This window comes from Sphingomonas sp. BE123, assembly GCF_031456015.1.
Taxonomy (GTDB): Bacteria; Pseudomonadota; Alphaproteobacteria; order Sphingomonadales; family Sphingomonadaceae; genus Sphingomonas.
On record NZ_JAVDTW010000002.1, the window covers coordinates 997,607 to 1,022,761 of the forward strand.

Annotated in this window: 24 protein-coding genes; 12 read left to right on the forward strand and 12 right to left on the reverse strand. The window is 67.1% G+C overall.

The annotated features are described in order from the left end of the window. Nucleotides 1–32 precede the first annotated feature (32 nt). From rsmA to J2Y54_RS12930, 4 genes are all read right to left on the reverse strand, one after another. A complete protein-coding gene (gene rsmA / locus J2Y54_RS12915; RefSeq protein ID WP_310040232.1) occupies nt 33–848 on the reverse strand; it encodes a 16S rRNA (adenine(1518)-N(6)/adenine(1519)-N(6))-dimethyltransferase RsmA in 816 nt (271 codons plus the stop codon). Continuing rightward, nucleotides 845–1,867: a 4-hydroxythreonine-4-phosphate dehydrogenase PdxA gene (pdxA, locus tag J2Y54_RS12920; protein ID WP_310040234.1), complete on the reverse strand. Its 1,023-nt coding sequence runs from the start codon at nt 1,865–1,867 to the stop codon at nt 845–847. Before pdxA ends, rsmA begins: the two co-directional genes overlap by 4 nt. Before the next feature lie 3 nt (nt 1,868–1,870). Next, entirely contained in the window at nt 1,871–3,217 is a 1,347-nt protein-coding gene (locus J2Y54_RS12925; RefSeq protein WP_310041307.1) for a peptidylprolyl isomerase, read from the reverse strand. A gap of 128 nt (nt 3,218–3,345) precedes the next feature. Continuing rightward, nucleotides 3,346–5,604: an LPS-assembly protein LptD gene (locus J2Y54_RS12930; RefSeq protein WP_405052919.1), complete on the reverse strand. Its 2,259-nt coding sequence runs from the start codon at nt 5,602–5,604 to the stop codon at nt 3,346–3,348. Nucleotides 5,605–5,779: 175 nt separating this feature from the next. Between J2Y54_RS12930 and J2Y54_RS12935 the strand changes: the two genes are divergently transcribed. From J2Y54_RS12935 to ndk, 3 genes are all read left to right on the forward strand, one after another. Further along, entirely contained in the window at nt 5,780–7,255 is a 1,476-nt protein-coding gene (locus tag J2Y54_RS12935) for a leucyl aminopeptidase (protein WP_310040235.1), read from the forward strand. A gap of 7 nt (nt 7,256–7,262) precedes the next feature. Continuing rightward, nucleotides 7,263–7,703, forward strand: coding sequence for a DNA polymerase III subunit chi (locus J2Y54_RS12940; RefSeq protein WP_310041309.1), 441 nt, complete (start codon nt 7,263–7,265; stop codon nt 7,701–7,703). A 213-nt stretch (nt 7,704–7,916) separates the two neighbouring features. Next, nucleotides 7,917–8,339: a nucleoside-diphosphate kinase gene (gene ndk, locus J2Y54_RS12945; RefSeq protein WP_310040237.1), complete on the forward strand. Its 423-nt coding sequence runs from the start codon at nt 7,917–7,919 to the stop codon at nt 8,337–8,339. A gap of 206 nt (nt 8,340–8,545) precedes the next feature. Here ndk and J2Y54_RS12950 read toward each other — a convergent pair whose 3' ends face one another. The 6 genes from J2Y54_RS12950 to J2Y54_RS12975 all read right to left on the reverse strand — a co-directional run bounded on the left by J2Y54_RS12950 (nt 8,546) and on the right by J2Y54_RS12975 (nt 14,590). Then, on the reverse strand, nt 8,546–9,091 hold the full coding sequence (locus tag J2Y54_RS12950) for a hypothetical protein (RefSeq protein ID WP_310040238.1): 546 nt from the start codon (nt 9,089–9,091) through the stop codon (nt 8,546–8,548). A 53-nt stretch (nt 9,092–9,144) separates the two neighbouring features. Next, on the reverse strand, nt 9,145–10,512 hold the full coding sequence (locus J2Y54_RS12955; RefSeq protein WP_310040239.1) for a HAMP domain-containing sensor histidine kinase: 1,368 nt from the start codon (nt 10,510–10,512) through the stop codon (nt 9,145–9,147). Beyond that, complete coding sequence (locus J2Y54_RS12960; RefSeq protein ID WP_310040241.1) at nt 10,509–11,231, reverse strand: response regulator; 723 nt, start codon at nt 11,229–11,231, stop codon at nt 10,509–10,511. The genes J2Y54_RS12955 and J2Y54_RS12960 overlap by 4 nt, the downstream gene beginning before the upstream one ends. A gap of 83 nt (nt 11,232–11,314) precedes the next feature. Continuing rightward, nucleotides 11,315–12,016, reverse strand: coding sequence for a hypothetical protein (locus tag J2Y54_RS12965; RefSeq protein ID WP_310040242.1), 702 nt, complete (start codon nt 12,014–12,016; stop codon nt 11,315–11,317). Between the two features lie 277 nt (nt 12,017–12,293). Beyond that, nucleotides 12,294–13,064 (reverse strand): thioesterase family protein, encoded by a 771-nt coding sequence (locus tag J2Y54_RS12970; RefSeq protein ID WP_310040243.1) that lies wholly within the window; start codon nt 13,062–13,064, stop codon nt 12,294–12,296. Then, nucleotides 13,061–14,590: a class I adenylate-forming enzyme family protein gene (locus J2Y54_RS12975; RefSeq protein WP_310040244.1), complete on the reverse strand. Its 1,530-nt coding sequence runs from the start codon at nt 14,588–14,590 to the stop codon at nt 13,061–13,063. Before J2Y54_RS12975 ends, J2Y54_RS12970 begins: the two co-directional genes overlap by 4 nt. An 86-nt stretch (nt 14,591–14,676) precedes the next feature. On the opposite strand from J2Y54_RS12975, the gene J2Y54_RS12980 reads away from it, so the two are divergent. From J2Y54_RS12980 to J2Y54_RS13000, 5 genes are all read left to right on the forward strand, one after another. Further along, nucleotides 14,677–15,291, forward strand: coding sequence for a glutathione S-transferase family protein (locus J2Y54_RS12980; protein WP_310040245.1), 615 nt, complete (start codon nt 14,677–14,679; stop codon nt 15,289–15,291). Next, nucleotides 15,288–16,076, forward strand: a complete 789-nt coding sequence (locus tag J2Y54_RS12985) for an SDR family oxidoreductase (protein WP_310040246.1) — start codon at nt 15,288–15,290, stop codon at nt 16,074–16,076. Before J2Y54_RS12980 ends, J2Y54_RS12985 begins: the two co-directional genes overlap by 4 nt. Before the next feature lie 2 nt (nt 16,077–16,078). Beyond that, a complete protein-coding gene (locus J2Y54_RS12990; protein ID WP_310040247.1) occupies nt 16,079–16,228 on the forward strand; it encodes a DUF2256 domain-containing protein in 150 nt (49 codons plus the stop codon). Beyond that, entirely contained in the window at nt 16,225–16,806 is a 582-nt protein-coding gene (locus J2Y54_RS12995; protein WP_310040248.1) for a nitroreductase, read from the forward strand. The genes J2Y54_RS12990 and J2Y54_RS12995 overlap by 4 nt, the downstream gene beginning before the upstream one ends. A gap of 70 nt (nt 16,807–16,876) precedes the next feature. Continuing rightward, entirely contained in the window at nt 16,877–17,233 is a 357-nt protein-coding gene (locus J2Y54_RS13000; protein WP_300495190.1) for a GntR family transcriptional regulator, read from the forward strand. 124 nt (nt 17,234–17,357) lie between these two features. On the opposite strand, the gene J2Y54_RS13005 is transcribed toward J2Y54_RS13000, so the two are convergent. Further along, entirely contained in the window at nt 17,358–19,049 is a 1,692-nt protein-coding gene (locus tag J2Y54_RS13005) for an acyl-CoA dehydrogenase (protein ID WP_310040250.1), read from the reverse strand. Between the two features lie 48 nt (nt 19,050–19,097). On the opposite strand from J2Y54_RS13005, the gene J2Y54_RS13010 reads away from it, so the two are divergent. Then, complete coding sequence (locus J2Y54_RS13010; RefSeq protein WP_310040252.1) at nt 19,098–20,036, forward strand: L-threonylcarbamoyladenylate synthase; 939 nt, start codon at nt 19,098–19,100, stop codon at nt 20,034–20,036. 100 nt (nt 20,037–20,136) lie between these two features. Here J2Y54_RS13010 and msrA read toward each other — a convergent pair whose 3' ends face one another. Beyond that, nucleotides 20,137–20,682, reverse strand: a complete 546-nt coding sequence (gene msrA / locus J2Y54_RS13015) for a peptide-methionine (S)-S-oxide reductase MsrA (RefSeq protein WP_310040254.1) — start codon at nt 20,680–20,682, stop codon at nt 20,137–20,139. A gap of 82 nt (nt 20,683–20,764) precedes the next feature. On the opposite strand from msrA, the gene galE reads away from it, so the two are divergent. From galE to J2Y54_RS13030, 3 genes are all read left to right on the forward strand, one after another. Then, nucleotides 20,765–21,766 carry a UDP-glucose 4-epimerase GalE gene (gene galE, locus J2Y54_RS13020; RefSeq protein WP_310040256.1) on the forward strand — a complete coding sequence of 334 codons (1,002 nt, stop codon included), beginning with the start codon at nt 20,765–20,767 and terminating at the stop codon, nt 21,764–21,766. Beyond that, the gene (locus J2Y54_RS13025) at nt 21,763–22,386 is read left to right on the forward strand and encodes a MarC family protein (protein WP_310040258.1); all 624 of its coding nucleotides are present in this window, start codon (nt 21,763–21,765) and stop codon (nt 22,384–22,386) included. The genes galE and J2Y54_RS13025 overlap by 4 nt, the downstream gene beginning before the upstream one ends. Nucleotides 22,387–22,647: 261 nt before the next feature. Further along, entirely contained in the window at nt 22,648–25,152 is a 2,505-nt protein-coding gene (locus J2Y54_RS13030; RefSeq protein ID WP_310040262.1) for a TonB-dependent receptor domain-containing protein, read from the forward strand. Nucleotides 25,153–25,155: the final 3 nt, after the last annotated feature.

Here is a 25,155-nt window from a genome sequence, read left to right on the forward strand (position 1 = left end):
AAGCGCTGCCACCTCCCCGTTCCGGGGAGGATTTAAGACAGCGCCCGCGCCAGCGCGACGAACTCCGCCACGCTCACCGTCTCCGCCCGGCGGGTCGGGTCGATCCTCAGCGCTTCCGCCGCCTCGACCGCGCCCGGCACTGCCTTCAAGCTCTGCCGCAGCATCTTGCGCCGCTGGCCGAACGCGGCGGCGGTCAGCTTTTCCAGCACCTTGAACTTCACCCCCGGCGGCTCCTCGCCCGGAACGATATGCACCACCGCCGACATCACCTTGGGCGGCGGGGTAAAGGCGCTGCGGTGCACCGGCATCGCGATCCGCGCGCTGCTGCGCCACTGCGCCAGCACCGCCAGGCGGCCATATTGATCGGTGTCCGGCGCGGCGACGATGCGCTCGGCCACTTCCTTCTGGAACATCAGCGTCAGGCTCGCCCACCACGGTTCCCACTCGGCCGAAAGCCAGCCGACCAGCAGCGCGGTGCCGACATTATAGGGCAGGTTGGACGCGATATGCGGCTTGCCGGTGAAGAGCGCGGGGGCATCGACCTCCAGCGCATCGCCCTCGATCACCGTGAGCTGCCCCGGAAATGCCTCGCCCAGTTCCTGCAGCGCGGGGATGCAACGCCGGTCGCGCTCCACCGCCGTCACCTTGGCGCCAGCGCCCAGCAGCGCCCGGGTGAGGCCGCCCGGCCCCGGTCCGACCTCGAACACCTCGGCGCCGTTGAGATCGCCGGGCACCCGCGCGATCCGGTCGAGCAATTGCGAATCGAACAGGAAATTCTGGCCCAACGCCTTGCTGGCGGAGAGCCCGTGTTTCGCAATCACTTCACGCAGCGGGGGCAGCTTGGTCACGCGGTCGCGGCCTGCTCTGCGTCATAAGCGGCGCGATGCTCGGCCGCCTGCGCCGCCATGCGGATCGCCGCGATCATCGCGCCGGGCTCGGCCATGTCCTTGCCGGCAATGCCGAACGCGGTGCCATGATCGGGGGAGGTGCGCACGATCGGCAGGCCCAACGTCAGATTGACCCCCTCGTCGAAATGCAGCGTCTTGAGCGGGATCAGTGCCTGATCGTGATACAGGCAGATCGCGGCGTCATAGGTCGCCCGCGCCCGCGCATGAAACATCGTGTCGCCGGCAAACGGGCCGGTCGCGTCGATCCCTTCGGCGCGGAGCTGTTCGATCGCCGGGATCAACAGGTCGATCTCCTCGCGCCCGATCGCGCCGCCTTCGCCGGCATGCGGGTTGAGGCCGGCAAAGGCGAGCCGCGGCGCGCTGATCCCGAAATTGCGGGCGAGGCCGCGTGCGGTCGCGCGTGCCTTGGCCAGGATCAAGGGGATGGTGAGGGTCGGGGCGACCTCGGTCAACGCGATATGCGTCGTCACCGGCACCACGCGCAGCGTCGGGCCGGCGAGCATCATCACGGCATTCTCCGCCGCCACGCCACAGCGTTCGGCGACGAATTCGGTCTGGCCGGGATGGGTGAAGCCGATTGCGTACAATTGGGCCTTCGACACCGGACCGGTGACGACCCCACTCGCCGCGCCCGACCGCGCCAGCCCGGTTGCCAGCTCAAGGCTGCTCAGCGCGCAGCGCGCCCCCGCGACATCGGGCACGCCGGGGGTGACCGTGTCGGAACAGTCGACCGGCAATACCGGCAGCGCGTCGTCGAACAGCGTCAGCGCCGCATCCGGGCTGCTGATCGGCGCGATCGGGCCGTCCCACACGGCAGCGATCGCGCCCGGTTCGCCCACCGCAAAGAACGGCGCAAGCGCATGGAGCGCGCGGTTTCGCCACGCCTTGCCGATGATCTCCGGCCCGATCCCGGCGGGATCTCCCATCGCGATCGCGAGCGGACGCAGCGCGCCGCTCACGACTCAGCGATACTCGACGATCGCGTCGCGGCGCAGATCGCGCAGCAGCCGCTGGGCACGCAGGTTGGTCCGGCGCTCTTCCAGGCCGTCGCGGATCGCGTCGGCAGAGGGGGCGCCCGGCGTCTTGGGATCGTCGCGCCCGCACAGGACCAGCGCGCGGATCCCCTCGGTCGGCGACCCGAATGGCGGGGTCGCCTGCCCGACCTGAAGGCCGAGGATCAGGTCCTGCAGCTGCGGCGGCAGATCGCGGACGACGACCGAATCATTGTCCACCACCTCGGCGCCCAGCTTTTCCGCCGCGCTGCCTACCGCGCCGCAACCGGCGGTCGACTTGAGCACGGCGGCGAATTCGGCGACGCGGGCAGTGGCCTGGGCCTGGGTGATTCCGGGGGCGAACTTGACCGTCAGCTGGCGCAGGCTCAGCCGCGCATCGCGCGGGTCGGGCATGCCGACTTGGCGCTTGTCGACCAGATAGAGGATCGAAAAGCCACCCGGAACCTCGACCGGCCCGGCAACCTGGCCGACCTGCATTTGCTGCGCCGCCTGGGCCAGCGGTCCCGGCAGCATTTCGGTGCGCACCCAGCCAAGGTCGCCGCCCTGCGCGCTGGTGGTCGCTTCGGAAAAGCGCGCGAAATATTCGAACGGGCGACCCTGCTGCATCTGCTGGATCATCTGCTGCATCGCCTGGAACACCTCGCCCGCGCGCTCCGGCGTGGCGGAGATATAGATTTCGCGCAGGTGATATTCGTCGGTGCCCTTTGCCGCCTCGATCGACTTGATGATCTCGTTGACCTCGTAATCGCCGATGTTGATGAACGGCCCGACGCTGCGGCGGATCACCGCCTGCCACGCCAGTTCGCCCTCGATCTGGCGACGGAACGAGCGGTCGGACGAGCCGATGTCACGCAGCCACGCACGCATCTGGTCGGGCGAGCGGCCATAGCGGCGGGCGATCCCGGCAAAGCTGCGGTCGATCTGCTCGGCGCTGACCGAAACGCTTTCCGACTTGGCCTGCTGGATCTGGATCGTTTCGTCGATCAGCAGGCGCAGCACCTGCATGCGCAGCTGGTCCTGCTCCTCGGCGCTCAGCTTGAGCTGGTTCAGCGCCATGAACAGATTGACCCGCTGGTCGACATCGGTGCGGGTCAGGACATGCCCGTTCACGATTGCGGTGGGCTTGCGGACATTGGGGTCCGCCTTGCCGAACAGCTGAAGATTTTCGGGGAGATTGAGATTTGCGGTCGACGGGACGTCGCCATCGGCCACCGTCTGCGCCGCCAGCGCGGTGCTGCCTGCAATTCCCAGAACAAGGGCCGCAATCCGGCCAAAACGCGCGACGTTCGAGGTCATCTTCACCTGTACCTGAAATCTGTCCGACAATCGGATCGAGGACTTTTAATAGCCAATTGTGCCTGAACTGGGGCTTACGGCGTGGATCGGGTTGCCGCAACGGTCATCATTGCCGCGTGCCGGGCAAATCAGCGGCCCAGATTCTTGAGCGACAGGGTGAACAGGAAGGAATTGCCGCGCCGTGCATCGCCGGTCGTCTGGTAATCGCGCTTCCACGTCATGCCGACGCGAATGCAATCATCTTCATATTCGACGCCCAGCCGGTGACGGATCGGATCGAACCCGTCCGCGAGCGACGTCGGATCCTCTTCGGCATCGGTCAGGTCGATCACGGCCGAACCGAACGCGGACCAGAAGCGGTTGATCTGAACCCGCGCGCCGACGCGCGCTTCCTCGCGGTCCTGCAGGTCCTCCAGCGCAAAGCCGATATTGCGGTTGAGGCGCAGATAGCCGAGCGTGACAAAGGTCGTGCGTGACCCGACCGTGGTGTCGATCTCGTTGCGCCGCACCGCGAAATTATCCTTGTCGACGCGGTAGCGGTGGGTGAACGACAGGAAGTCGCGATACCGCACCACCGTACGCCCGACGATGTCCGAAAACCGCCCGTCGAGCCCGGTGCCATCCGGCAGGATCGCGGGGCGCGCGGTCAGGCGATAGCTCTGCCCGACATTCGCCTCGATCGACAGGCCGGGCAGGTACAGCGCGTAATCGACCCCGAAAGTGAAGCGGGTCGAATCCTCGAACCGGTCATAGCCGGGGAAGCGGTTGAGCGCGAAGAGGTTCGAATCCTCAAGGTCGACCGATCGGGCGTCCTCGTTCGGAACGTCGAAATTCTCGACCCGCGGCGCGGCGACGATCTGGAAGCGCGGGGTGATGCGCTGCGTGCCCCCGAACGCTTCGCCGATCAGCGGCCATTTGACGTCGAGCGCGACCGCCCCGATCGCCCGCCCGCGAAACCCCTCGAGCCCGCGATAGCTCGCCACGCTCGTCGCGGCGGTGTCCTGGCTGTTGTACAGGTCGCCGCGCGCATAGCCGGTCAGCGTCACTTCCTGGCCCCACGCCGTCAGCTTGCGCAGGTCGTAGCGCAGCGAGGTGAAGGCGCGCTGGGTATCCTGTCCCGCGCTGCGCCCGATCGCCAGCGTATTGGCCTGAAGCTCGAACCGCCCGCCGGGGATCAGATCCTGGCCAAAGCGCAGGCGATAGTCGATTTCGGGCAGCGCGACCGGCTGCAGTCCTTGGTTTTCGGTCGGGCGCAGCGTCTGGACGAACCAGCCGTTGATCGAGAAATAGGAATCGCGGTCGATCCGCTCGACGCGCAGATTGTTGCGCAACCGGTCGTCGCTCGAAATGTCGTAGCGGCGCAGGAAGGTGCGGTCGCTGGCCAGCCGTACCGACCCGCTGGTGCTCCAGTTTTCGTCAAACTGGTAGCGGCCGGCAGCGTCGATATAGCCGCGCAGTGCATTTTCGCTCGACACGCCCGGCGTCGGCGAGATGAAATCGTCGCTGCGCCGGCTGTAGGTCGCATAGCCGGTGACGCGATAGGCACCGCGGTCGAGCAGGTGGCGATACTCGCCCTGCACCATCGGCAGTGCATTGGTGAACAGCCGCGGCGTGACCGTCACGTCGCGATTGGGCGCGAGGCTGAAATAATAGGGGAGCGCGGCCTCGAACCCGTTGACCGCGTCATAGCGGATTTCCGGGGCGAGCAGGCCGCTCGCATTGGCGTCGCCGACCGAATGGGAAAAGACCGGCAGCGGCAGCGCGGCGACACCGAACAGCGACACGCGCGCGCCGGTATAGCGGATCCGCTGCTTGACCGGATCGTACACGACTTTGACCGCGGTGATCTTCCACGATGGCTCCTTCGGGCAATTGCCCGAATCCACCACCGCGCACGGGGTATAGGCGGCGCGGTCGACCCGGATCACGCCATTGGCATCACGGGTGCCGCGCTCCGCCGCCAGCCGCCCGCCCTGTTCCAGCACGACCAGCATGTTGTCGATCGCGCCGTCCTTGAGCGAATCGGTCAGCTCGATCCGGTCGCCAAAGGCGGTGTCGCCCTCGGGATTGGTGACCGCGATATTGCCCTCGGCCACGACCTGGCCGGTCTTGCGGTTCCACACGACCTTGTCGGCGCGCAGCCGGCTGCCGTCGCGGAACAGGCGCACGTCGCCCGCGACCGTCACGATATCGCCGGTCGAATCATATTCGGCGAGGTCGGCGGAAAACTGGATCTGGTTCGGATCCTCGGGCAGCGGGGTTGCGGACGGCGGCGGCGGTTCGACCGCGCGGTTCTGCAGGTCCTGAATCCCGGTCGCGCCGGCCCCCGGGGCCAGACACAGGGCCAGCGGGACGACCCCGGCGAGCAGCAGAGCCTTGCGCGTCACGTTCCTTGAAACCCCTTCGTACTCACCATCGCCCCGCGCAGGGCCAACGCCGCCGTATCGCACCGCCGCGCCCGGTTCGCAATCGCCCGGCGTTGCCCCGTCCGGGGTGCCGCCCTAGATAGACCGGAATCGCGGTCGCACCGAACCGCAAACGTCCACAGGAACAGGAAGCTTCATGCAGGTCATTTTTTCCGCCACCCGCCCCGCCGACGCGGCGGTGCTCGCGCTCCCGGTCGAAAAGGACGGGCTCGACCGGATGCCTGCCGGCACGCTCGATGATGCGACGCTCGCGCTGGTACGCGGCGCGGCGCGCGCCGGGCGGTTCGAGGGTGAGACGGGCGGCATCGCCGAGATTTTCGTCCCCGGCGACGACGCGGCGCACCGCGTGCTGCTGCTCGGCGTCGGTTCGGGCAGCGAGGCGGATTATGAGCGGGCCGGCGGCGCGCTCACGGCGCGGTTCCTGACCTCGGGCGTCACCGGCGTGACGGTCGACTTCGCGGCGCTGGGCGGTCAGCCCACCGCGCGCGCCGTCGCCCGCTTCGCCGCCGCCGCGGTGCAGCGCAGCTGGCGGCACGACGTCTATCGCACCAAGCTCAGCGACAAGCAGAAGCCGACGCTGACCACCCTGACCCTCGCCAACGCCCCCGCCGACAGCGAGTCGAGCTGGGCGAGCCTCGACGCGGTGACGCAGGGCATGGAACTGACCCGCACGCTGGTGTCGGAGCCGCCGAACATCATCTATCCCGAAAGCTTCGTCGAACGCTGCCGCCACCTCGCCGACCTCGGCGTCGAGATCACCGTGCTCGACCGCGCCGACATGGAGGCGCTCGGCATGGGCGCGCTGCTCGGCGTCGCGCAGGGCTCGCGCCGTGAGGCGCGCCTGCTGGCGATGCGCTGGAACGGCAAGGGGTCGGGTGACGTCGATGTCGCGCTGGTCGGCAAGGGCGTGACCTTCGACACCGGCGGCATCTCGATCAAGCCCGCCGCCGGCATGGAAGACATGAAGTGGGACATGGGCGGCGCCGGTGCCGTGGCCGGCGCGATGAAGGCGCTCGCGCTGCGCAAGGCGAAGGCGAACGTCATCGGCGTATGCGGCCTCGTCGAAAACATGCCCGATGGCAACGCGCAGCGTCCGGGCGACGTCGTCACCTCGATGTCGGGCCAGACGATCGAAGTCATCAACACCGACGCCGAAGGCCGGCTCGTCCTGTGCGACGCGATCACCTGGGTGCAGAAGACCCATTCGCCCAAGACGATCGTCGACCTCGCCACGCTCACCGGCGCGATGATCATCAGCCTCGGGTCCGAGCATGGCGGCCTGTTCGCCAATGACGATGGCCTGGCCGAGGAATTGCTGTCGGCCGGCCGCGCGACCGGCGACCATTTGTGGCGCTTCCCGCTGGGTGAAGCATATAACAAGCTGATCGACAGCCCGATCGCCGACATGAAGAATGTCGGTCCGCGCGGCGCCGGGTCGATCACTGCGGCGCAGTTCATCCTGCGCTTTGTCGATCCGGGCGTGCGCTGGGCGCATCTCGACATCGCCGGCATGGTCTGGGCCGACAAGCCCGGCCCGAACTACGACAAGGGCGCAACCGGCTACGGCGTGCGCCTGCTCGACCGCTATATCCGCGACAATTTCGAGCGGTGATCGGGTGATGCAGGTCGATTTCTACCACCTGACCGCGACCCCGCTGGAGCGCGCGCTTCCGCAGATCGCGGCCAAGGTGGTGGAAACCGGCCAGCGCCTGCTGATCGTCTCCGCCGACGCGCAGCAGCGCCGCCGGATCGATCAGCTGCTGTGGACCTTCCGCCCCGACAGCTTCCTGCCGCATGCGCAGGCCGGGGCAGGGGACGACAGCCTCCAGCCGGTCCTGATCGGTGAAGCGGTCGCCCCCGCCAACGGCGCGCGCCACGTCGCGCTGATCGACGGCGAGTGGCGCGACGAAGCCCTGACCTTCGACCGCGCCTTCCACTTCTTCGGCGAAGACAGCATCGGCGCCGCCCGGATCGCATGGAAGACCCTTGCCGACCGCGACGGCGTCGAGCGGCGCTACTGGAAACAGGACGAAACCGGCCGGTGGGCACAGGCGGCGTAATCCCAAATCCTCCCCGGAACGGGGAGGGGGACCATGCGCAGCATGGTGGAGGGGGCCCGAAGCAACGGAGTCTGGTGCCTCGGGGCCCCTCCGTCAGCGCTACGCGCTGCCACCTCCCCGTTCCGGGGAGGCTTGAACGGCCTTGCCACCGCCCGCGCCTGCCTCTAAGGGCGCGCGCAATCCCTTCCCCCATATGACAGGAGCCGCATGGCCATGGCCGTGACCCGTACCTTTTCGATCATCAAGCCCGATGCCACCCGCCGCAACCTGACCGGCGCGGTCACCAAGATGCTTGAGGACGCCGGTCTGCGCGTCGTCGCCAGCAAGCGCATCCACATGACCCGCGAACAGGCCGAAGGCTTCTACGCGGTCCACAAGGAGCGCCCCTTCTTCGGCGAGCTGGTCGAATTCATGATCTCCGCCCCGGTCGTCGTGCAGGTGCTCGAGGGCGAGAACGCGATGCAGCGCAACCGCGACATCATGGGCGCGACCAACCCCGCGAATGCCGAGCCGGGCACGATCCGCGCGGAACTCGCCGAATCGATCGAAGCCAACACCGTTCATGGTTCGGACAGCGAAGAAAATGCGGCGATCGAAATCGCGTATTTCTTCAAGCCGGAAGAAATCGTCGGCTGATCGATCCGATCATCGGACTACGACCAAGCGGGCCGGGGGCAACCCCGGCCCGTTTTAGTTTTGGGGTCAATTTATCCTCCCCCGCCAGGGGGAGGTGGCGCCGAAGGCGACGGAGGGGGAGGAAGGGAATAACCTCACCGGTCGTGCGTCCTCCCCCACCGTCAGCTGCGCTGACACCTCCCCCTGGCGGGGGAGGATTAGGGCACTCAATGCCAGATCGCCGATAGCGGATAGAGCGCGATCAGCCAGACCAGACAGGCGATCACCACGGGTCGCTTGCGCACGAAAATCGCGATCAGGCTGACCGGAAAGAATGAGAAGGTCAGCACGAAGGTACGCACGTCGAACGCGAAGTTGAGCAGGGCAAAGGCAACCCCGATCAGTGCCAGGTTGCACAACAGCACCGCCCCGATCACGGTCCGGTAATTGCGCTCGAAATGCGCGTCGAGGTCGCTGTCGCGGTCGACCGCGTCGGGGAAGACCAGCGACGCCGCGACATAATAGACCGCCGTCACCAGAAACCCGCCGAACATCACTGGCCAGCTCAGCGGCAACTGGTCGCGCATCGCCCAGCCATACATCCAGAAGGTCACCACGTCGCACGACACGAACAGCCCGAGCAGCCCGGTCGACCAGCCGATCGTGCGGATCCCCCGCGCCTTGATCGCCCGTGTGAGGCCGCCCAGCCCTTCGGCCAAGGCGAGACCCAGGATCAGGCCGAACAGCGAAAAGATGAATTCAAAGCCGCTCATGCCACGTCCCCCGACCCCCATTGGTCGGGGGAAGCGGCTGGACTGTCAACCGCTTAGCGGCCCGGCAGCGTGATCGTCGCGCACAGTCCGCCACCCTCGCGGTTGGCCAGCGTGATGTCGCCGCCCGCCTCACGCACGATCGCACGCGCGAGCGTCAGGCCAAGGCCGACGCCGCCGGTGGTGCGGTTGCGCGACGGGTCGAGCCGGGTGAAGGGATCGAACACCGCCGCGATCTGCTCCGCCGGAATGCCCGGTCCGCGATCGCCGACTTCGATCCGCACGCCGCCCGCATCCTGGATCAGCTTCACCTCGGCCCCGCCGGCATATTTGACCGCATTCTCGATCAGGTTGCGCAGCGCGCGGCGCATCAGCGACGGGCGGATGCGGCGGATCAGGCGGTGGCCATTTTCATACTCCACCGCCGCGCCCAGATCGCGGAAATCCTCCACGACGGCATCGATCAGCGCCGACAAATCGGTCTCGGTCGGCGGTTCGCTCGGTCGTCCCAGCCGCGCGAGCGACAGGATATCGTCGAGCGTGCGGTTCATCTCGTCGATCGTGTCGGCCATGCGCGCACGATCCTCGTCATCCTCGACCGATTCGATCCGGACGCGCAGCGCTGCCAGCGGGGTGCGCAGGTCATGCCCGATCGCGCCGAGCATCTGGTCCTTCTCGTCGAGCATCGCGGTCACGCGGCGGCTCATCAGATTATAGGCGGCGATCACCGCGCGCACGTCGCCCGGCCCGCGTTCGGCGATCGGCTCGGTCGCGCCGGGACTGAACCCGCGCGCCGCATCGGCGAGCGAGCGCAACGGCCGGTTCACCCGCGCGCCGACCCACAGCACCGGCACGAGCACGATGCCATAGATGATTAGCGTCTGCAGGATCAGCCGCCAGATGATGTCGACATCGCTGCGCGGCCAGGCCGAGGTGAGTACGAGCCAGCCCCTGCCGGGTAGCTCCACCGCGACCATCAGCTCGCCGCCCAGCCGCTTCATCCGCTCGGCGCGCAGCGCGTTCATGCGGGCAAAGCGCGGATCGGTCGGCGACAGCCGGCGGACCCCGGTGACGATGCGTCCGACCGGGATGCCCGCTTCGGCGAGCGACGCGCGGATGCCGTCCTCGACATCGGGCTTGCTGCGCAGGCCGGGCGGGATCGGGTTGGTCGGCTCCAGCCGCAGCCGCGCCTTGCGCCCCTCCGGCGGATCGCGGAAGCGGCCGTCGCGAATGCGCTCGGCGGCATCAACCACGCGGGTGATTGCGGGCGCGGTCACCTGTTCGAAGCGCAGCGAGCGGCGTTCGCGCAGGATCAGCGCAAAGTTGATCGCCTGCGCCACGAACAGCGCGAGCGCCACCAGCAGCGCGATCTGCCCGGTCAGGCTGCTCGGGACGAGCCGCTTGAGGAAGCGCGGTGCGGTCACAGCTTGGTGACATCGCTTGCCAGCGTGTAGCCGCCGCCCCACACCGTCTTGATCAGCGTCGGATTCTTGGCATCCGGCTCGATCTTCTTGCGCAGCCGGCTGACCTGATTGTCGATCGCGCGGTCGAACGCCGCCGCCTCGCGCCCCTGCGTCAGGTCGAGCAACTGGTCGCGCGTCAGCACCGCGCGCGGACGCATCACCAGCGCCAGCAGCAGATTATACTCGCCGGTCGACAGCGGCACCGACACGCCCTCGCGGTCGACCAGTGCGCGCTCGCCGGTCTTCAGCACCCATCCGGAAAAGGCATAGCTGCCCGTCTCCGGCGCGACGAGGCGGGTGCCGCCGGCCTGCATCCGGCGCAGCACGACCTTGATCCGCGCCGCCAGTTCGCGGGGGGAAAAGGGCTTCACGACATAATCGTCCGCGCCCATTTCGAGGCCCACGATCCGGTCGGTTTCCTCGCTCTTGGCGGTCAGCAGGATCACCGGCACTTCGCTGGTCGCGCGGATATGGCGGCACAGGCTCAGGCCATCTTCGCCCGGCATCATGATGTCGAGCACCACCAGATCGATCGCATAGGCCGACAGCCGCACCCGCGCGGCTTCGGCATCGGCGACCTGCGTGACGCGAAACCCCTGTTTGGTCAGATATTGCGCCAGCGGCTCACGGATCGAGCGCTCGTCATCGACGAGCAGCAAATGCGGGGTCTCGTTGGTCATCTCGCTGGGGTTAGCAGATTTGGTCCGCTCGGGAAGTGCCGGGCGGGCGCGGAGGAGGTCGCTGATCCCGCCCGGCATCGCCGTCACGCGCCCTGGGGGTTGGGCGGTGGCGGGGTGTTTCCGCGGCGCTCGCGCATCGTCTGCATCGCGTCGCGCGCCTTCTTGCGCTGCGCCTGCATCTCGGTCGCGTCGATCTTGCCGTCCTTGTTGGTATCGAGCCGCGCGAAGCGCTGCGCCGACATCGCGTCGAATTCGGCCTTGCTGATCGCGCCGTCCTTGTTGGTGTCGGCCAGCATCATGCCGCCGCCGCGCATGCCCTTGGCCTTGCCGCCACGGCCTTCGCCGCGCTTGCCCCAGCCCGTGCGGCCTTCGCCGGCCTCGACGCTGCCGTCCCTGTCGGCGTCCATGCGGGCAAAGCGGGCCTCCACCATCGCGCGGTGCTCGGCCTTGCTGATCAGCCCGTCGCCATTGGTGTCGACGCGCGCCAGCATCCGCTCGCCCATGCCGCCGCCACGCTGTGCACCGGGCATGAAATCCTGCAGCTCGCCGCCCTTCTTCTCGGCCATTGCCTTGCGGGCGGCCTCGGCGCCGGCCTTGCGCTCGTCCGCGCTCAGCTGGCCGTCCTTGTTGGTGTCGAGCCGGTCGAACCGCGCATCGGCGCGGGCCAGCGCATCCGCCTTGGACACGGGCGGTTTGGGCGCCGCTGCGGGCGTGGTCTGCATCGCGATCGCGGTGCCGGTGATCAGCATCGCGCCGATCGCGGCGGTGGTCAGAAAGGTCTTCATCGGTGGCTCCTGTCACGCGGCAAGGGGCAGCCGCTGTGGTGCTCCTTCTGAACCCCGGCTGTCGCAGCCATTTGTCAGCGGGACAGGAAACTGTCGCAAAGTGTGTCGGGTTAGCCTTCGATCCTCCCCCGCCAGGGGGAGGTGGCGCCGAAGGCGACGGAGGGGGAGGACGGCTGCGCGCGTGAGGCCTCTTGCCCCAAAACTTCAAACCGGAGTGCTTCCTCCCCCTCCGTCAGCTGCGCTGCCACCTCCCCCTGGCGGGGGAGGATCGTCCAGCTCACCCGAATACCGCCACGCCCTGCATTCCCTCGGCCACCAGCGTGCCGTCGGCGCGCCACATCCGCATGGTCTGGCTGGAATAGCCGCCGCGCGCGCTGTCGGTCTCCGCCTCGAGCAGCCACCAGCCATCGGTGGTGGCGGGGGCCGGCTGCAGGATGTTGACCTGCCAGGTCAGCGACGACACCGGCGTCATCTTGGCGAACAGCTTGAGCGATGCCGGCGGCAGCGCGTCACCCATCACCATCAGCTCGACCTCCGGGTCCAGCCCGGCCCGGTCGATCAGCCGTCCCCAGCGCAGCCACTGCGTCGGACCGGCTTCGGCCTTGAGGTCGAAGAAATTGAAATTGCCGGTGAAAAACTCCTTCGGTCCGGTGTAGAGTTCGGCATCGGCCGGCGGCGGCGCGAAGCCGGTCGGCGCGGTCGTGTCATGCTCGATCGCCGACTCCAGCCGGCTCATGAAGACGAAGTTGGTGCGCAGTCCCAGCCCCGCCTCGCTCATGATGTCCGCCTGAATGAACGCCGCATTGCGTCCGCGCCGCAGCTTGGTTGCGGTGACTGTCACCGGCCCGGACAGCGGTCCGACAAACGCCACCTGCGCCGAACGCAGCGGCGGCAGGTCCGGCTCGACCTGCTTCGCCGCCGCCAGTGCCAGCGCCGACGACAGCCCGCCATAAGCGGTGCGCCCCTGCAGCCAGTTCGCCGGAATCTCGGTGGTAAAGCCGGTCTCGGTACGCTGCGCCGATGCCAGCAGGTCGATAAGCGAAGTCATGCCGGGGTCTTCTCCACATACAGGTCGCGCAATTCGCGCTTGAGCACCTTGCCGATCGCGCTGCGCGGCAACTCCGCGATCGCGATCAGGTCGGCCAATCGCTGGGTCTTCCCCAGCGTTGCGTTGACCGCCGCCAGGATCTCTGCCGCCGGGGTCGTGTCGGCCGGGACATAGAAGCCGACCGGCGTCTCGCCCCATTGCTGCGACGGCACGCCAACCACTGCGCAGTCGCGTACGCCGGGGTGCCGGCGCAGCTCCGCCTCCAGATCGCTGGGATAGATGTTGAACCCGCCGGAAATGATCAGGTCCTTCTTGCGGTCCATCAGGATCAGGAAGCCGTCTTCATCGAACCGCCCGACATCGCCATGGCGGATGAAGCGATTGCCATCTGCATCGAACCACTCCGCCTCCGACGTCGCCTGTTTGCGCCCGTGATAGCCCGACATCATTGCGCCGCTGCGCCCGACGACCTCGCCCATCTCGCCCTGCGGCACCTCGCAGCCTTCGTCGTCGATCAGGCGGATGTCATGCCCCGGCGCGGGCTGACCGACCGTGTGCAGCTTGTCGGGGTGCGCGGTCGCGTTGAGGATGCAGGTGCCGCCCCCCTCGGTCATCCCGTAATATTCGACCAGCAGCCCCGGCCAGCGCGCCACCACATCGGCCTTGAGCGCCGCCGAAAAGGGCGCGCTGGTGCAGGTCTTCAGCCGAAAACTCGACAGGTCGAAGCGATCGAAATCGGGCAGCGCCATGATCCGCTGATATTGCACCGGCACCAGCATCGCATGCGTGCCGCGATGCCGCTCCGCCGCCTCCAGAAACCCGCGCGCATCGAACTTGCCCAGCAGCACCGCCGTCCCGCCCCAGGCGAGCGTCGGGATGAAGCTCACCAACGTCGTGTTCGAATAGAGCGGCGTCGCGATCATCGTCACCGCTTCGGCAAAGCCCGCCGCATCGCCGCGCGCAACATGCGCCCAGCGCATCGCATGCGGCTGGACAATCCCCTTGGGCGTCCCGGTCGTGCCGCTCGAATAGATGATGTTGAACGGGTCCTCGGGCCGCAGGTCGACGGGGGAGGGCGCACCTGCACCCGCCAGCCACGTGTTGACCGCCTCCGGGGTCAGCATCACGCGCCGCGCCGGCACCGCCCGGTCGCCCAGCGTCGTCGCCGCATCGGCATCGAGGAACACGATCCCCGCGCCGCTGTCCGCGATCATCGCCGCCATCTGGTCACCGGTGGAGGACGGCGCGATCGGTGCCGGTGCGCCGCCCGCCCGAATCGCGCCGAGGAAGAGCGCGGCATAGTCCACGCTCATCGCCCCGACGATCGCCACTGCCTGCCCGCGCGCCAGCCCGTCGCGCTGCAATGCCGATGCGATGGCATCCATCCGCGCGTCGAGCTGCGCATAGGTGAGGGCATCCTCGCCATGCACCACCGCCGGCTTGTCGCCGCGCTCGCGCGCATGGGCCGCGATCAACTCCGGGATCGTCCCGAACGGCTGGGCCAGGATTTCCGCCGCTGTCTGCATCCCCACTCCTCGATTCGGATCAACTGCTATGCGAAACCGCCATTGGCTGCCATACGCGATCTTCGAAAAATAATGAGGAGAGGTCGATGCTGTTTTACGATTCGGCGATGCCCGCCCCCAATCCCCGCCGCGTCCGCATCTTTGCCGCGGAAAAGGGGATCACCCTGCCGACGCAGGATGTCTCGATCCTCAAGGGCGAGCACAAGAGCGACGCGTTCAAGGCAATCAACCCGCTCGGCCAGACCCCGGCGCTGCAAATCGACGATGGCACCTGCCTCTCCGAAAGCGTCGCGATCTGCCGCTATCTCGAAGCACTCCACCCGGAACCGCCTTTGTTCGGCAGCACCCCGAGCGAGATCGCCCAGATCGAAATGTGGAGCCGCCGCGTCGAGCTGCGCCTGATGGTGCCGACCGGCATGATCTGGATCCACACCCACCCGTTCACTGCGCGGGTCAACCCGAACCAGTATAAGGAGTTCGGCGAAAGCAACCGCCCGCTCGTCGCCCGCGCCCATGCGCTGTTCGACGCGGCGCTCGGCGAAACCCCGTACATCGCGGGCGAGCGGTACAGCATGGCCGACATCCTGCTGCTCACCACGATCGATTTCGGCACGTTCATCGGGCTGACGATTGCCGAGGAGCATGCCCGCCTCAACGACTGGCACCGCCGCGTCACCGCGCGGGAAAGCGCCACGGCATGACCATGGAGGGCATGGCCGCCATCGTCACCGGCGGTGGCACCGGCATCGGCGCAGCCGTCGTCCGGCGGCTGGCGGAGCGCGGCGTGCGCTGCGTCATCAACTACGCCAACAGCCGCGATGCTGCGGAGGCGCTGGCGGCGGAACTCGGCAACGGATCGATCGCGGTCCAGGCCGACATCGCCGACGACGTCCAGTGCCGCGCGCTGGCCAAGGCCGCGAGCGATGCGTTCGGTCGCATCGACCTGCTGGTCAACAATGCCGGGAAGACGAAGTTCGCCAATCACGAGGATCTCGATGCGCTCAGCGCCGACGATTTCCTCGACATCTACCGGCTCAACACCGTCGCGCCGTTTCAGATGATCCGTGCCTGCGCTCCCGCCATGCGCACCGGGCCGGCCAGCGCGGTGGTCAACATCGCCTCGGTCGCCGGGGTGTTCGGCAACGGCTCTTCGGTCGCCTATGCCGCGTCAAAGGGCGCGCTGGCGACGATGACCAAGAGCCTCGCCCGCGTCCTCGCCCCCGCGATCCGCGTCAATGCCGTAGCACCCGGCTATGTCGGTACCGGCTGGTTCAGCGAGCGGATGACCCCCGAAGCGTTCGACAAGTTCGAATCCTTCATCGCCAGCCAGACCCCGATGGCGATGGCCGCGCATGCCAAGGACATTGCCGGCCCGATCGTCAACCTGCTCGATCCGGCCAGCCGCGTGATCACCGGAGAGGTTGTGCTGCTCGATGCCGGTGCCCATCTCGATGTCGGATTGTCGCGGCGACCGGGAAAAGGATAAGGGTGGCGCACAAGAAGCTCAATCTGCCGACCAAGCTCTGCATTGCCTGCGCGCGCCCGTTCGCGTGGCGCAAGAAATGGGAACGCGATTGGGACAATGTCAAATATTGCTCCGACCGCTGCCGCGCGAAGGGGCCTGGTGGAGCCGCATGACGTTCAACGACCGCACGACCCCGCTCGCGCTGCTGCGCACCCGTCGCTCCGGCAAGGCGCGCGACCTGGTCGCGCCCGGCCCGGACGCGGCGCAGCTGCGCGACATGCTCGAAATCGCGGCGCGGACGCCCGATCATGGCAAGCTTGCGCCGTGGCGCTTCGTGGTGGTGCCGGCCGACGCGCGCGATGCCCTGGCCGCGCGGCTGGTCGATGCCTATCGCGCCGAGCGTCCCACCGCGTCTGCACTCGAACTCCAGACGATGGAGCAGTTCGCGCAGCAATCGCCCACGCTCGTCGTCGTGCTGCATTCGCCCAGGGTGGGCAGCAAGATCCCGCTATGGGAACAGGAATTGTCGGCGGGCGCCGCGACGATGAACCTGCTCCACGCGGCGCATGCCCATGGGTTTGCGGGCAGCTGGCTGACCGGCTGGCCAGCCTTCAGCGACGCCGTGCGCGACCTGTTCGGCGCCGCGCCGGAGCGGATCGCGGGCTTCGTGTTCATCGGGACCCCGGCCAAGCCATTGGAAGAACGCCCGCGCCCCGATCTCGACGCGATCGTGTCGAACTGGGCAGGTTGAGCGGCGGGTAGTTACCGTAGAAACCCGATGGGGGGTGGAACTTTGATCCCCTGTGCTGTATTAAGTCAGCATGACAGCGCTCGAGCATGAAGACAGCCCGGTTTACCTGAAGCTGCGTGCCAGCATCGCGACCGCGATCCTGCGTGGCGAGTATCGGGCAGGGGACCAATTGCCATCGGTGCGCGCGCTCGCCGCCGAACATGGCGCCAACCCGCTGACCGTGGCCAAGGCGTATCAGAGCTTTCAGGACGACGGCTATGTCGAGGTGCGCCGCGGCGTCGGCATGTTCGTCCTGCCCGGCGCAGTCGAACGGCTGAAACTGGCCGAGCGCGAGCGCTTCCTCACCGGATACTGGCCCAAGGTGCGCGATCATATCGCACTGCTCGGCCTCAGCGCCCACGAACTGCTGGACCGCGAGATCGCCTGAGGCCCCGTGCGTCATCCCCGCGAAAGCGGGGACCCATCTCCTGTCATGGCGTCTGACTGCGCCGGTGTTTGGGACCGATGGTCCGGGAGATGGGCCCCCGCTTTCGCGGGGGTGACGAATTTGGTTACGCCGCAAATGTCTCCGCATCGACGGCATAGAGCGCCTCGGCGCTCGCCATCCCCGCAGCCTTCAGCCCCATCGCCTCCGGCACGATCTGCGCGACATAGAAGCGCGCTGCCGCTGCCTTCATCGCCAGGAATGCAGGGTCGCCTTCGGCCCCGGTCGCGATCCGGCCCTGCGCTTCCATCAGCCAGCCGCATACGGCGGTCGAGACCATGGTGAGGAAGGGATAGCTGCCCGCCAGCCGGTCATCCATCTCCGCCGCCAGCATATGCTGCGTCACCTCCGCGCACGCATCGATCAGCGCGATCAGCCCCGAATCCTGCGCATCGGCCTTCATCCGCGCGAGCAGCGTCGTCAGCGTCGCGCCGCCGTCCATGTTGAGCTTGCGTCCGACCAGATCGGCGGCCTGAATGCCGTTGGTGCCTTCATAGATCGGGGTGATGCGCGCGTCGCGGAAATGCTGGGCCGCGCCCGTCTCCTCGATATAGCCCATGCCGCCATGCACCTGGATGCCGATGCTGGTCACTTCGCACCCGATATCGGTGCCATGCGCCTTGGCGAGCGGGGTGAGCAGGTCGAGCAGCGCGCGCGCCGCTGCGTCGCCGGCATTGGCGCGGTCGACCTGTGCCGCCGCCAGATAGACCAAAGCGCGCGCCGCCATCGTCTGCGCCTTCATCCGCATCAGCATGCGGCGGACATCGGGGAATTCGACGATCGTCGCGGGCTTGCCCGCGCGCACGCCCTGCACGCGGTCACGGGCATAGGCGACGGCGCGCTGGGTTGCGCGCTCGGCGACCTGCACGCCCTGCAGCCCGACGTTCAGCCGCGCATTGTTCATCATCGTGAACATCGCGCGCATGCCGCCCATTTCCGGGCCGATCAGCTCGCCGATGCAATCGCCATTGTCGCCGAAGCTGAGGACACAGGTGGGCGAAGCGTGCAGCCCCATCTTGTGCTCGATCGATACCACGCGGACATCGTTGAAGTCGCCCGGCGTGCCATCGGTATTCAGCCGGTACTTCGGCACCAGGAACAGCGAAATGCCCTTGGTCCCCGCCGGTGCACCCGGGGTGCGCGCGAGGACGAGGTGGACGATATTGTCGGCCAGATCATGGTCGCCAAAGCTGATATAGATCTTGGTCCCGCTGATGCTCCACTTGCCGTCCGCGCGCGGCTCGGCCTTGGTCTTGAGCGCGCCGACGTCCGATCCGGCCTGCGGCTCGGTCAGGTTCATCGTGCCGGTCCATTCGCCGGTCGCCAGCTTTGGCAGATACGCCGCCTGCTGTTCCGGCGTGCCATGGTGCATCAGCGATTCGATCGCGCCGACGGTCAGCGTCGGGCACAGCGCAAAGCCCATGTTCGCGCTGCCCAGCGTCTCCAGCACTGCGGTCGACAGCGCAAAGGGCAGGCCCTGTCCGCCAAAGGCTTCGGGCGATCCGATCGTGCCCCAGCCGCCCTCGACATAGGCCTGGTACGCCGCGCGATAGCCGTCGGGCATCGTCACGCCGTCGGGCGACCATTTCGCGCCGACGGTGTCGCCCGCACGGTCGAGCGGCGCCCATTCGCCCGCGGCGAACGCGCCCGCGCCCTCCAGAACGGCGTCGAGAATGTCGGATTCAACGCCCAGATCGGCAATCTGCGCGACATGCTCCAGCACGAAACGCTGTTCGGCGATGGCGGGGGTGAAGCTCATTTCGTCCTCTCTCTTGCGGCACTTTTGCCAGCGCTATAGCCATCGGAAATGACCACGCCAAATCCGCGCATCTTACCCTACGGCGAGGCGGCGATTGCCGAGGCCGCCGCGATCATCGCTGGCGGCGGGTGCGTCGCGACTCCGACGGAGACGGTCTATGGCCTCGCCGCCGACGCGACCAATGCGGATGCGGTGGCGGGCATCTACGCCGCCAAGGGGCGGCCCAGCTTCAACCCGCTGATCGTCCATGTCGCCGACCGCCGCGCGGCCGAGGCGATTGCGATGTTCGACCGTGATGCGCGCGCGCTCGCCGACGCGTTCTGGCCGGGTCCGCTCACCCTGGTGCTGCCGCTGCGCCCCGATGCGCCGATCGCCGGGCTGGTCACGGCGGGGCTGTCCACCGTCGCGATCCGGGTACCACAGCATCGCGCGATGCAGGCGCTGCTGGCGGCGACCGGCACGCCATTGGCCGCGCCGTCGGCCAACGCCAGCGGCACCATCAGCCCGACCCGTGCCGCCCATGTCGCCGCGTCGCTCGCGGGCCGCATCCCGCTCGTGATCGACGATGGCGCGACCAGCGGCGGGATCGAATCCACCATCGTCGCGGTCGGCGCACAACCGCGCCTGCTGCGCCCAGGTCCGGTATCGGCGGCGGAGATCGAGCGCGAGATCGGGCGCTGGTTGGGTGGGGCCGGGGACGCGATCGAAGCGCCCGGCCAGCTCGCCAGCCACTATGCCCCGCGCAAACCGCTGCGGTTGGACGCGACCGAGGCGCGCGAGGGCGAGTGGCTGATCGGCTTTGGTGCGGTCGGCGGGGACGACACGCTGTCCGCAGCCGGCGATCTGACCGAGGCCGCCGCCCGCCTGTTCGACGCGCTGCATCGCGCCGACGCTTCGGATCGTGCTGCGATTGCGGTGGCGACGGTGCCGGAGGACGGCATCGGCCTCGCCATCAACGATCGGTTGAAGCGGGCCGCTACCCGCTAAACACCCGTCGCCCCGGGCTTGACCCGGGGCAGGGCTTCTTCTGCAAGGCCGTCGGAGAAAGGCAGCCCAGCCCCGGGTCAAGCCCGGGGCGACGAGGGTGTTACGCCCCCGCCTTGGCCTTCAGCCGCTCGGCAAAGCTCTTGCGCAGCTTGTTGAGCTTCGGCGGGATGACGCCCAGGCAGTACGGGTTCCGCTGGCCTTCGCCTTCCCAGTAATTCTGGTGATAATCCTCGGCTGGCCACCAGGTGTCGGCATGTTCGATCGTGGTCACGATCGGCGCGGGCCATTCGCTGGCATTGCGCTCGATCCCGGCGCGCGCCGCCACTTCCTGCTCGGGCGACTGCGGGAAGATCGCCGAGCGATATTGCGTGCCCACGTCATTGCCCTGACGGTTGAGCTGCGTCGGATCATGCGTCGCGAAGAAGATGTCGAGCAGGTCGTCATAGCGGATCTGTGCCGGATCGAACGTCACCTTCAGCGCCTCGGCATGGCCGGTGTCGCCGCTGCACACCGCCTTGTAGGTCGGGTTGTCGACATGCCCGCCAATATAGCCGCTTTCGACCGTCTCGACCCCGATCAGGTCCTTGAACACCGCTTCCACACACCAGAAGCAACCACCCGCGAGGATTGCGGTTTCGGTAGTCATGCGCTTCAACTCCTTGCTACGGACGGCAAGATAGGGTTGAGCGGCGCGGGTAACTAGGGGCCAATCAGGGGGATCAACGGCAATGCGCGACGGCACGGTGATGGTGACGGGCGGGGCGGGCTATATCGGCAGCCATGCAGTGCTCGCGCTGCTCGACGCGGGTTGGCGTGTCGTCGTTGTGGACAATCTGGTCACGGGTTTCGACTGGGCAGTCGACCCGCGTGCAGCGCTGATCGTCGCCAATATCGCCGATGAGGACAAGGTCCGCGCCGCGATCCGCGATCACGGGGTCACCGCGATCATGCATTTTGCCGGGTCGGTGGTGGTGCCGGAATCGGTCAGCGAGCCGCTCAAATATTACCGCAACAACACCGCCGCCAGCCGCAGCCTGATCGAGAGCGCGGTGGCCGAGGGGGTGAAGCATTTCATCTTCTCCTCCACCGCCGCAACCTACGGAATTCCTGAGGTTGTTCCGGTGCGCGAGGATGCGCCGAAGCAGCCGATCAACCCCTATGGCATGTCCAAGCTGATGACCGAGATCATGCTGAAGGACGTCGCCGCCGCCCACCCGATCAACTATTGCGCGCTGCGCTATTTCAACGTCGCCGGCGCCGATCCGCACGGGCGCAGCGGCCAGAGCACGGCCGGCGCGACGCACCTGATCAAGGTCGCGGTCGAGGCGGCGACCGGCAAGCGCGACGGCGTTTCGGTGTTCGGGACGGACTTCGCGACGCCCGACGGCACCGGGGTGCGCGACTATATCCATGTCAGCGATCTGGCGGCGGCGCATGTCCATGCGCTCGACCTGCTGATCGCCGATCCGAAGGCGAGCCACACGCTCAACGCCGGCTATGGCCGCGGCTATTCGGTGCTCGAAGTGCTCGATGCGGTCGATCGCGTGACCAATGTCACGATCCAACGCCGCATGGAGGGCCGCCGCGCAGGTGATCCCGATGAACTGGTGTCGGACAATCGCGCGATTCTGGCGGCGCTGCCATGGCGCCCGCAATATGACGATCTTGAGCGCATCGTCCGCGATGCCCTCGCCTGGGAACGCACACTGGCAGAGAGGCAAGTGCAATGATCGAGCTGTTCCTGTCCGCCTTTGCCATGCTGTTCGTGGTCATCGACCCGCCCGGCTGCGCGCCGATCTATGCCGGGCTGACCAAGGGCGCGCGCCCCACTCAGCAGCGGGCGATGGCGGTGCGCGCCGTGATGATCGCGACCGCGATCCTGCTGGTATTCGCGCTGGTCGGCGAAGCGCTGCTGCGCACGCTCGGCATCAGCCTCAGTGCGTTCCGCATCGCCGGCGGGATCATGCTGTTCATCATCGCGCTCGAGATGGTGTTCGAAAAGCGTCAGGAACGCCGTGAGGACCGCGCGGAAAAGGTGATGCAGACGCCTGAGGTCGAGGATGTCTCGGTTTTCCCGATGGCGATGCCGATGATCGCCGGACCGGGCTCGATCGCCACGATCATGCTGCTCGTCTCGCGTGCCGAAGGGCCGGGGCAGACGGCGGCGGTGTTCGGCGCGCTCGCGCTGGTGCTGCTGCTGACGCTTGCCGCGCTGCTCGCCGCCGGGCCGCTGATGCGCGTCCTAGGGGCGAAGATCGAATCGGTCATTACCCGGCTGCTCGGCGTGCTGCTTGCGGCGCTGGCAATCCAGTTCGTGATCGACGGTGTAAAGCGAAGCTTTGGTGTCTGAATATCGCAGTTAAATTCGCATATGAATCTGTTTTTGATTTTCTTGCTGCGGTTCTGCCGCTTCGGTTGCTTTATGAGTTGCCCTATCGATCATTGGTTTGATGTTGCAATTGATGCTTCGATTGCATGAATATTTAAACGTTAAATACGCCACCCATTTTAAGATGCCCTGATGTCGTATTTCTACATAGTCGGACAATGAACCTGCCTTAAGTGCCGCCGCACCATGGCCCCGCCACCTTTCCTAAACACGGGGCCTGTGGTGAATAAGACGAAAGCAATCCTCCTTGTATCTGCAGCGCTGTTCGCGCTGCCCGCCTATGCCAATGAGGAGGCCGACGCGGACCGCGCCGCGGGGAGCGCAGCAGACGCGCCCGCCAAGAAGCAGTCCTTCACCACCGGCGTGGCCAAGGGGCGCGACCTGCTCGACACCGCGATCTCCGCGAGCACGCTGGACGAATCCGAAATCCAGAAGACCGGCACGCGCTCGATCGCCGAAGTGCTCGGGAACATCCCCGGCATTCGCGCCGAAACGGCCGGGACGGATGGCCTGACCGCGATCACCATTCGCGGTCTGCCGCTGGCTGCCGATGGCTCGAAGTTCCTGCAGATCCAGGAAGATGGTCTGCCGGTGATGGAGTTTGGCGATGTCCACTTCGCCGCCACCACCGCGTTTCTGCGGACCGACCTCAGCCTCTCGCAGGTTCAGGCGATCCGCGGCGGTTCCGCCTCGACCTTCGCGTCCAACTCGCCGGGCGGCATCGTCAACTTCATCTCCAAGACGGGTGACGAAGAAGGTGGTCAGATCCAGCTCTCGTCGGGCCTCGACCATGAACTGGGCCGCGCCGATTTCAACTATGGCGCGCGCCTCAGCGACAGCGTCCGCTTCAACATCGGCGGCTTCTACCGTCAGGGCGAAGGGCCGCGCGCAGCCGGCTACAGCGCGTTCCGCGGCGGCCAGGTGAAGTTCAACATCACCAAGGAATTCAGCGGCGGCTATGTCCGCCTGTACGCCAAGGTGCTCGACGATCGCGAGCCGAACTATGCGCAGGTTCCACTGCGTCTGACCGGCACCAACGCCGATCCGGTCTATGCCCCGCTGCCGGGCTTCGATCCGCGGCGCGACACGCTCTCGGCCTCGCGCTATCGCACGACGATCCTGTCCGTCGACCAGGACAACAACCTGCGCACGATCGACCTGCAGCAGGGTAACCGCAGCAAGGTCATGTCGCTCGGGCTCGAGGGCCAGTTCGATGTCGCCGGCTGGACCGTCACCAACCGTGTCCGCTACGCCCGCATTTCCGGCACCTATAACGAGACGCTGCCCACTGCCATGGTCCCGGCCGCGGTGTTTCCGACGGCTTTCGGTGCCCCCGGCGGTTCGCTGCGCTACGCGACCGGACCCAATGCCGGCGCGACGATCCCGGCGGCGGGCGCGATCAATGGCAATGGCCTCGTGGCCAGCGCGCTGGATCTCAATGCCGAGATCAACAGCATGGACAATTTCACCAACGACCTGCGCGGCAGCCGCGTGTGGGAAGTTGGCAAGGGCAAGCTGACCACTACGGCGGGCTTTTATGCCGCGTCGCAGGATGTCGACCTCTATTACGACTTCAGCAACAGCGTGTATGACGTCGCATCGGGCGGCAACAGCAGCTTCATCGACGTGATCGCCGCCGATGGCCGGTCGGTCAGCCAGGCCGGAATCCTCGACTATGGCGTGTTCGGGCGCAGCAGCTATCATCGCCGCTACGACCTCAACTACCGCGTCTACGCGCCCTATGGTTCGGTCAACTACCAGCAGGGTCCGCTCGCGATCGGCGCCAGCCTGCGCTATGATTTCGGCAAGGTCGGCGGGAGGCTGTTCGGCGCGGATCTGGGCGGCGGCCGGGTCGGCCTGACCGCAATCGACATCAACCGCGATGGCGTCATTTCCGGGCCGGAAGCCAATGTCTCGGTCCTGCCGCTGGGTCAGCCGGGCATCGCCGATTACGATTATGGCTATGCCTCCTATTCGGTCGGCGTAAACTATCGCCTGGCCGAGCCGGTGTCGCTGTTTGCGCGCTACAGCCGTGGCGCACGCGCCAGCGCCGAGCGGGTATTCTTCTCGCCGACCGCCAACCCGGCGACCGGCAAGCTGACCGATGACAGCGCGGCCTATGCACCGGTCAAGCAGGCCGAAGGCGGGATCAAGTTCCGTCAGCCGGGTCTGACGCTGTTCGTCACCGGCTTCTGGGCGTCGACCACCGACAAGAATCTGCAGATCGGTGCCGATGCGACCGGTGCGGTCGCGCTGATCACGATCGACCGCGCGTACAGCGCCAAGGGCGTCGAGGTGGAAGGCCTGTTCGAACGCGGCCCGCTCAGCCTGCGGCTCGGTGCGACCTATACCAAGGCGCGGATCGACAGCGACAAGGCGGATCCGACCGCGGTCGGCAACACGCCGCGCCACCAGCCGGACCTGATCTTCCAGGCGATGCCGCAGTACCGGACCGGGCTGTTCTCGATCGGTGCCAACATCCTTGGCACGACCAGCAGCTTTGCCCAGGACAGCAACCTGCTCAAGCAGCCGGGCTATGTGATCGTCAGCCCGTTCCTTGAGGTACGCCCGACCGAGCGCGTCCAGCTCAGCCTGAACGCCTATAACGTGTTCGACAAGCTGGCGCTGGTTCAGGTCGGTTCGGCGGCGATCCCGGCATCGGGCATCGTCAATGCCCAGACGCTGAACGGCCGGACGATCACCGGTTCGGTCCGCTTCAGCTTCTGACCC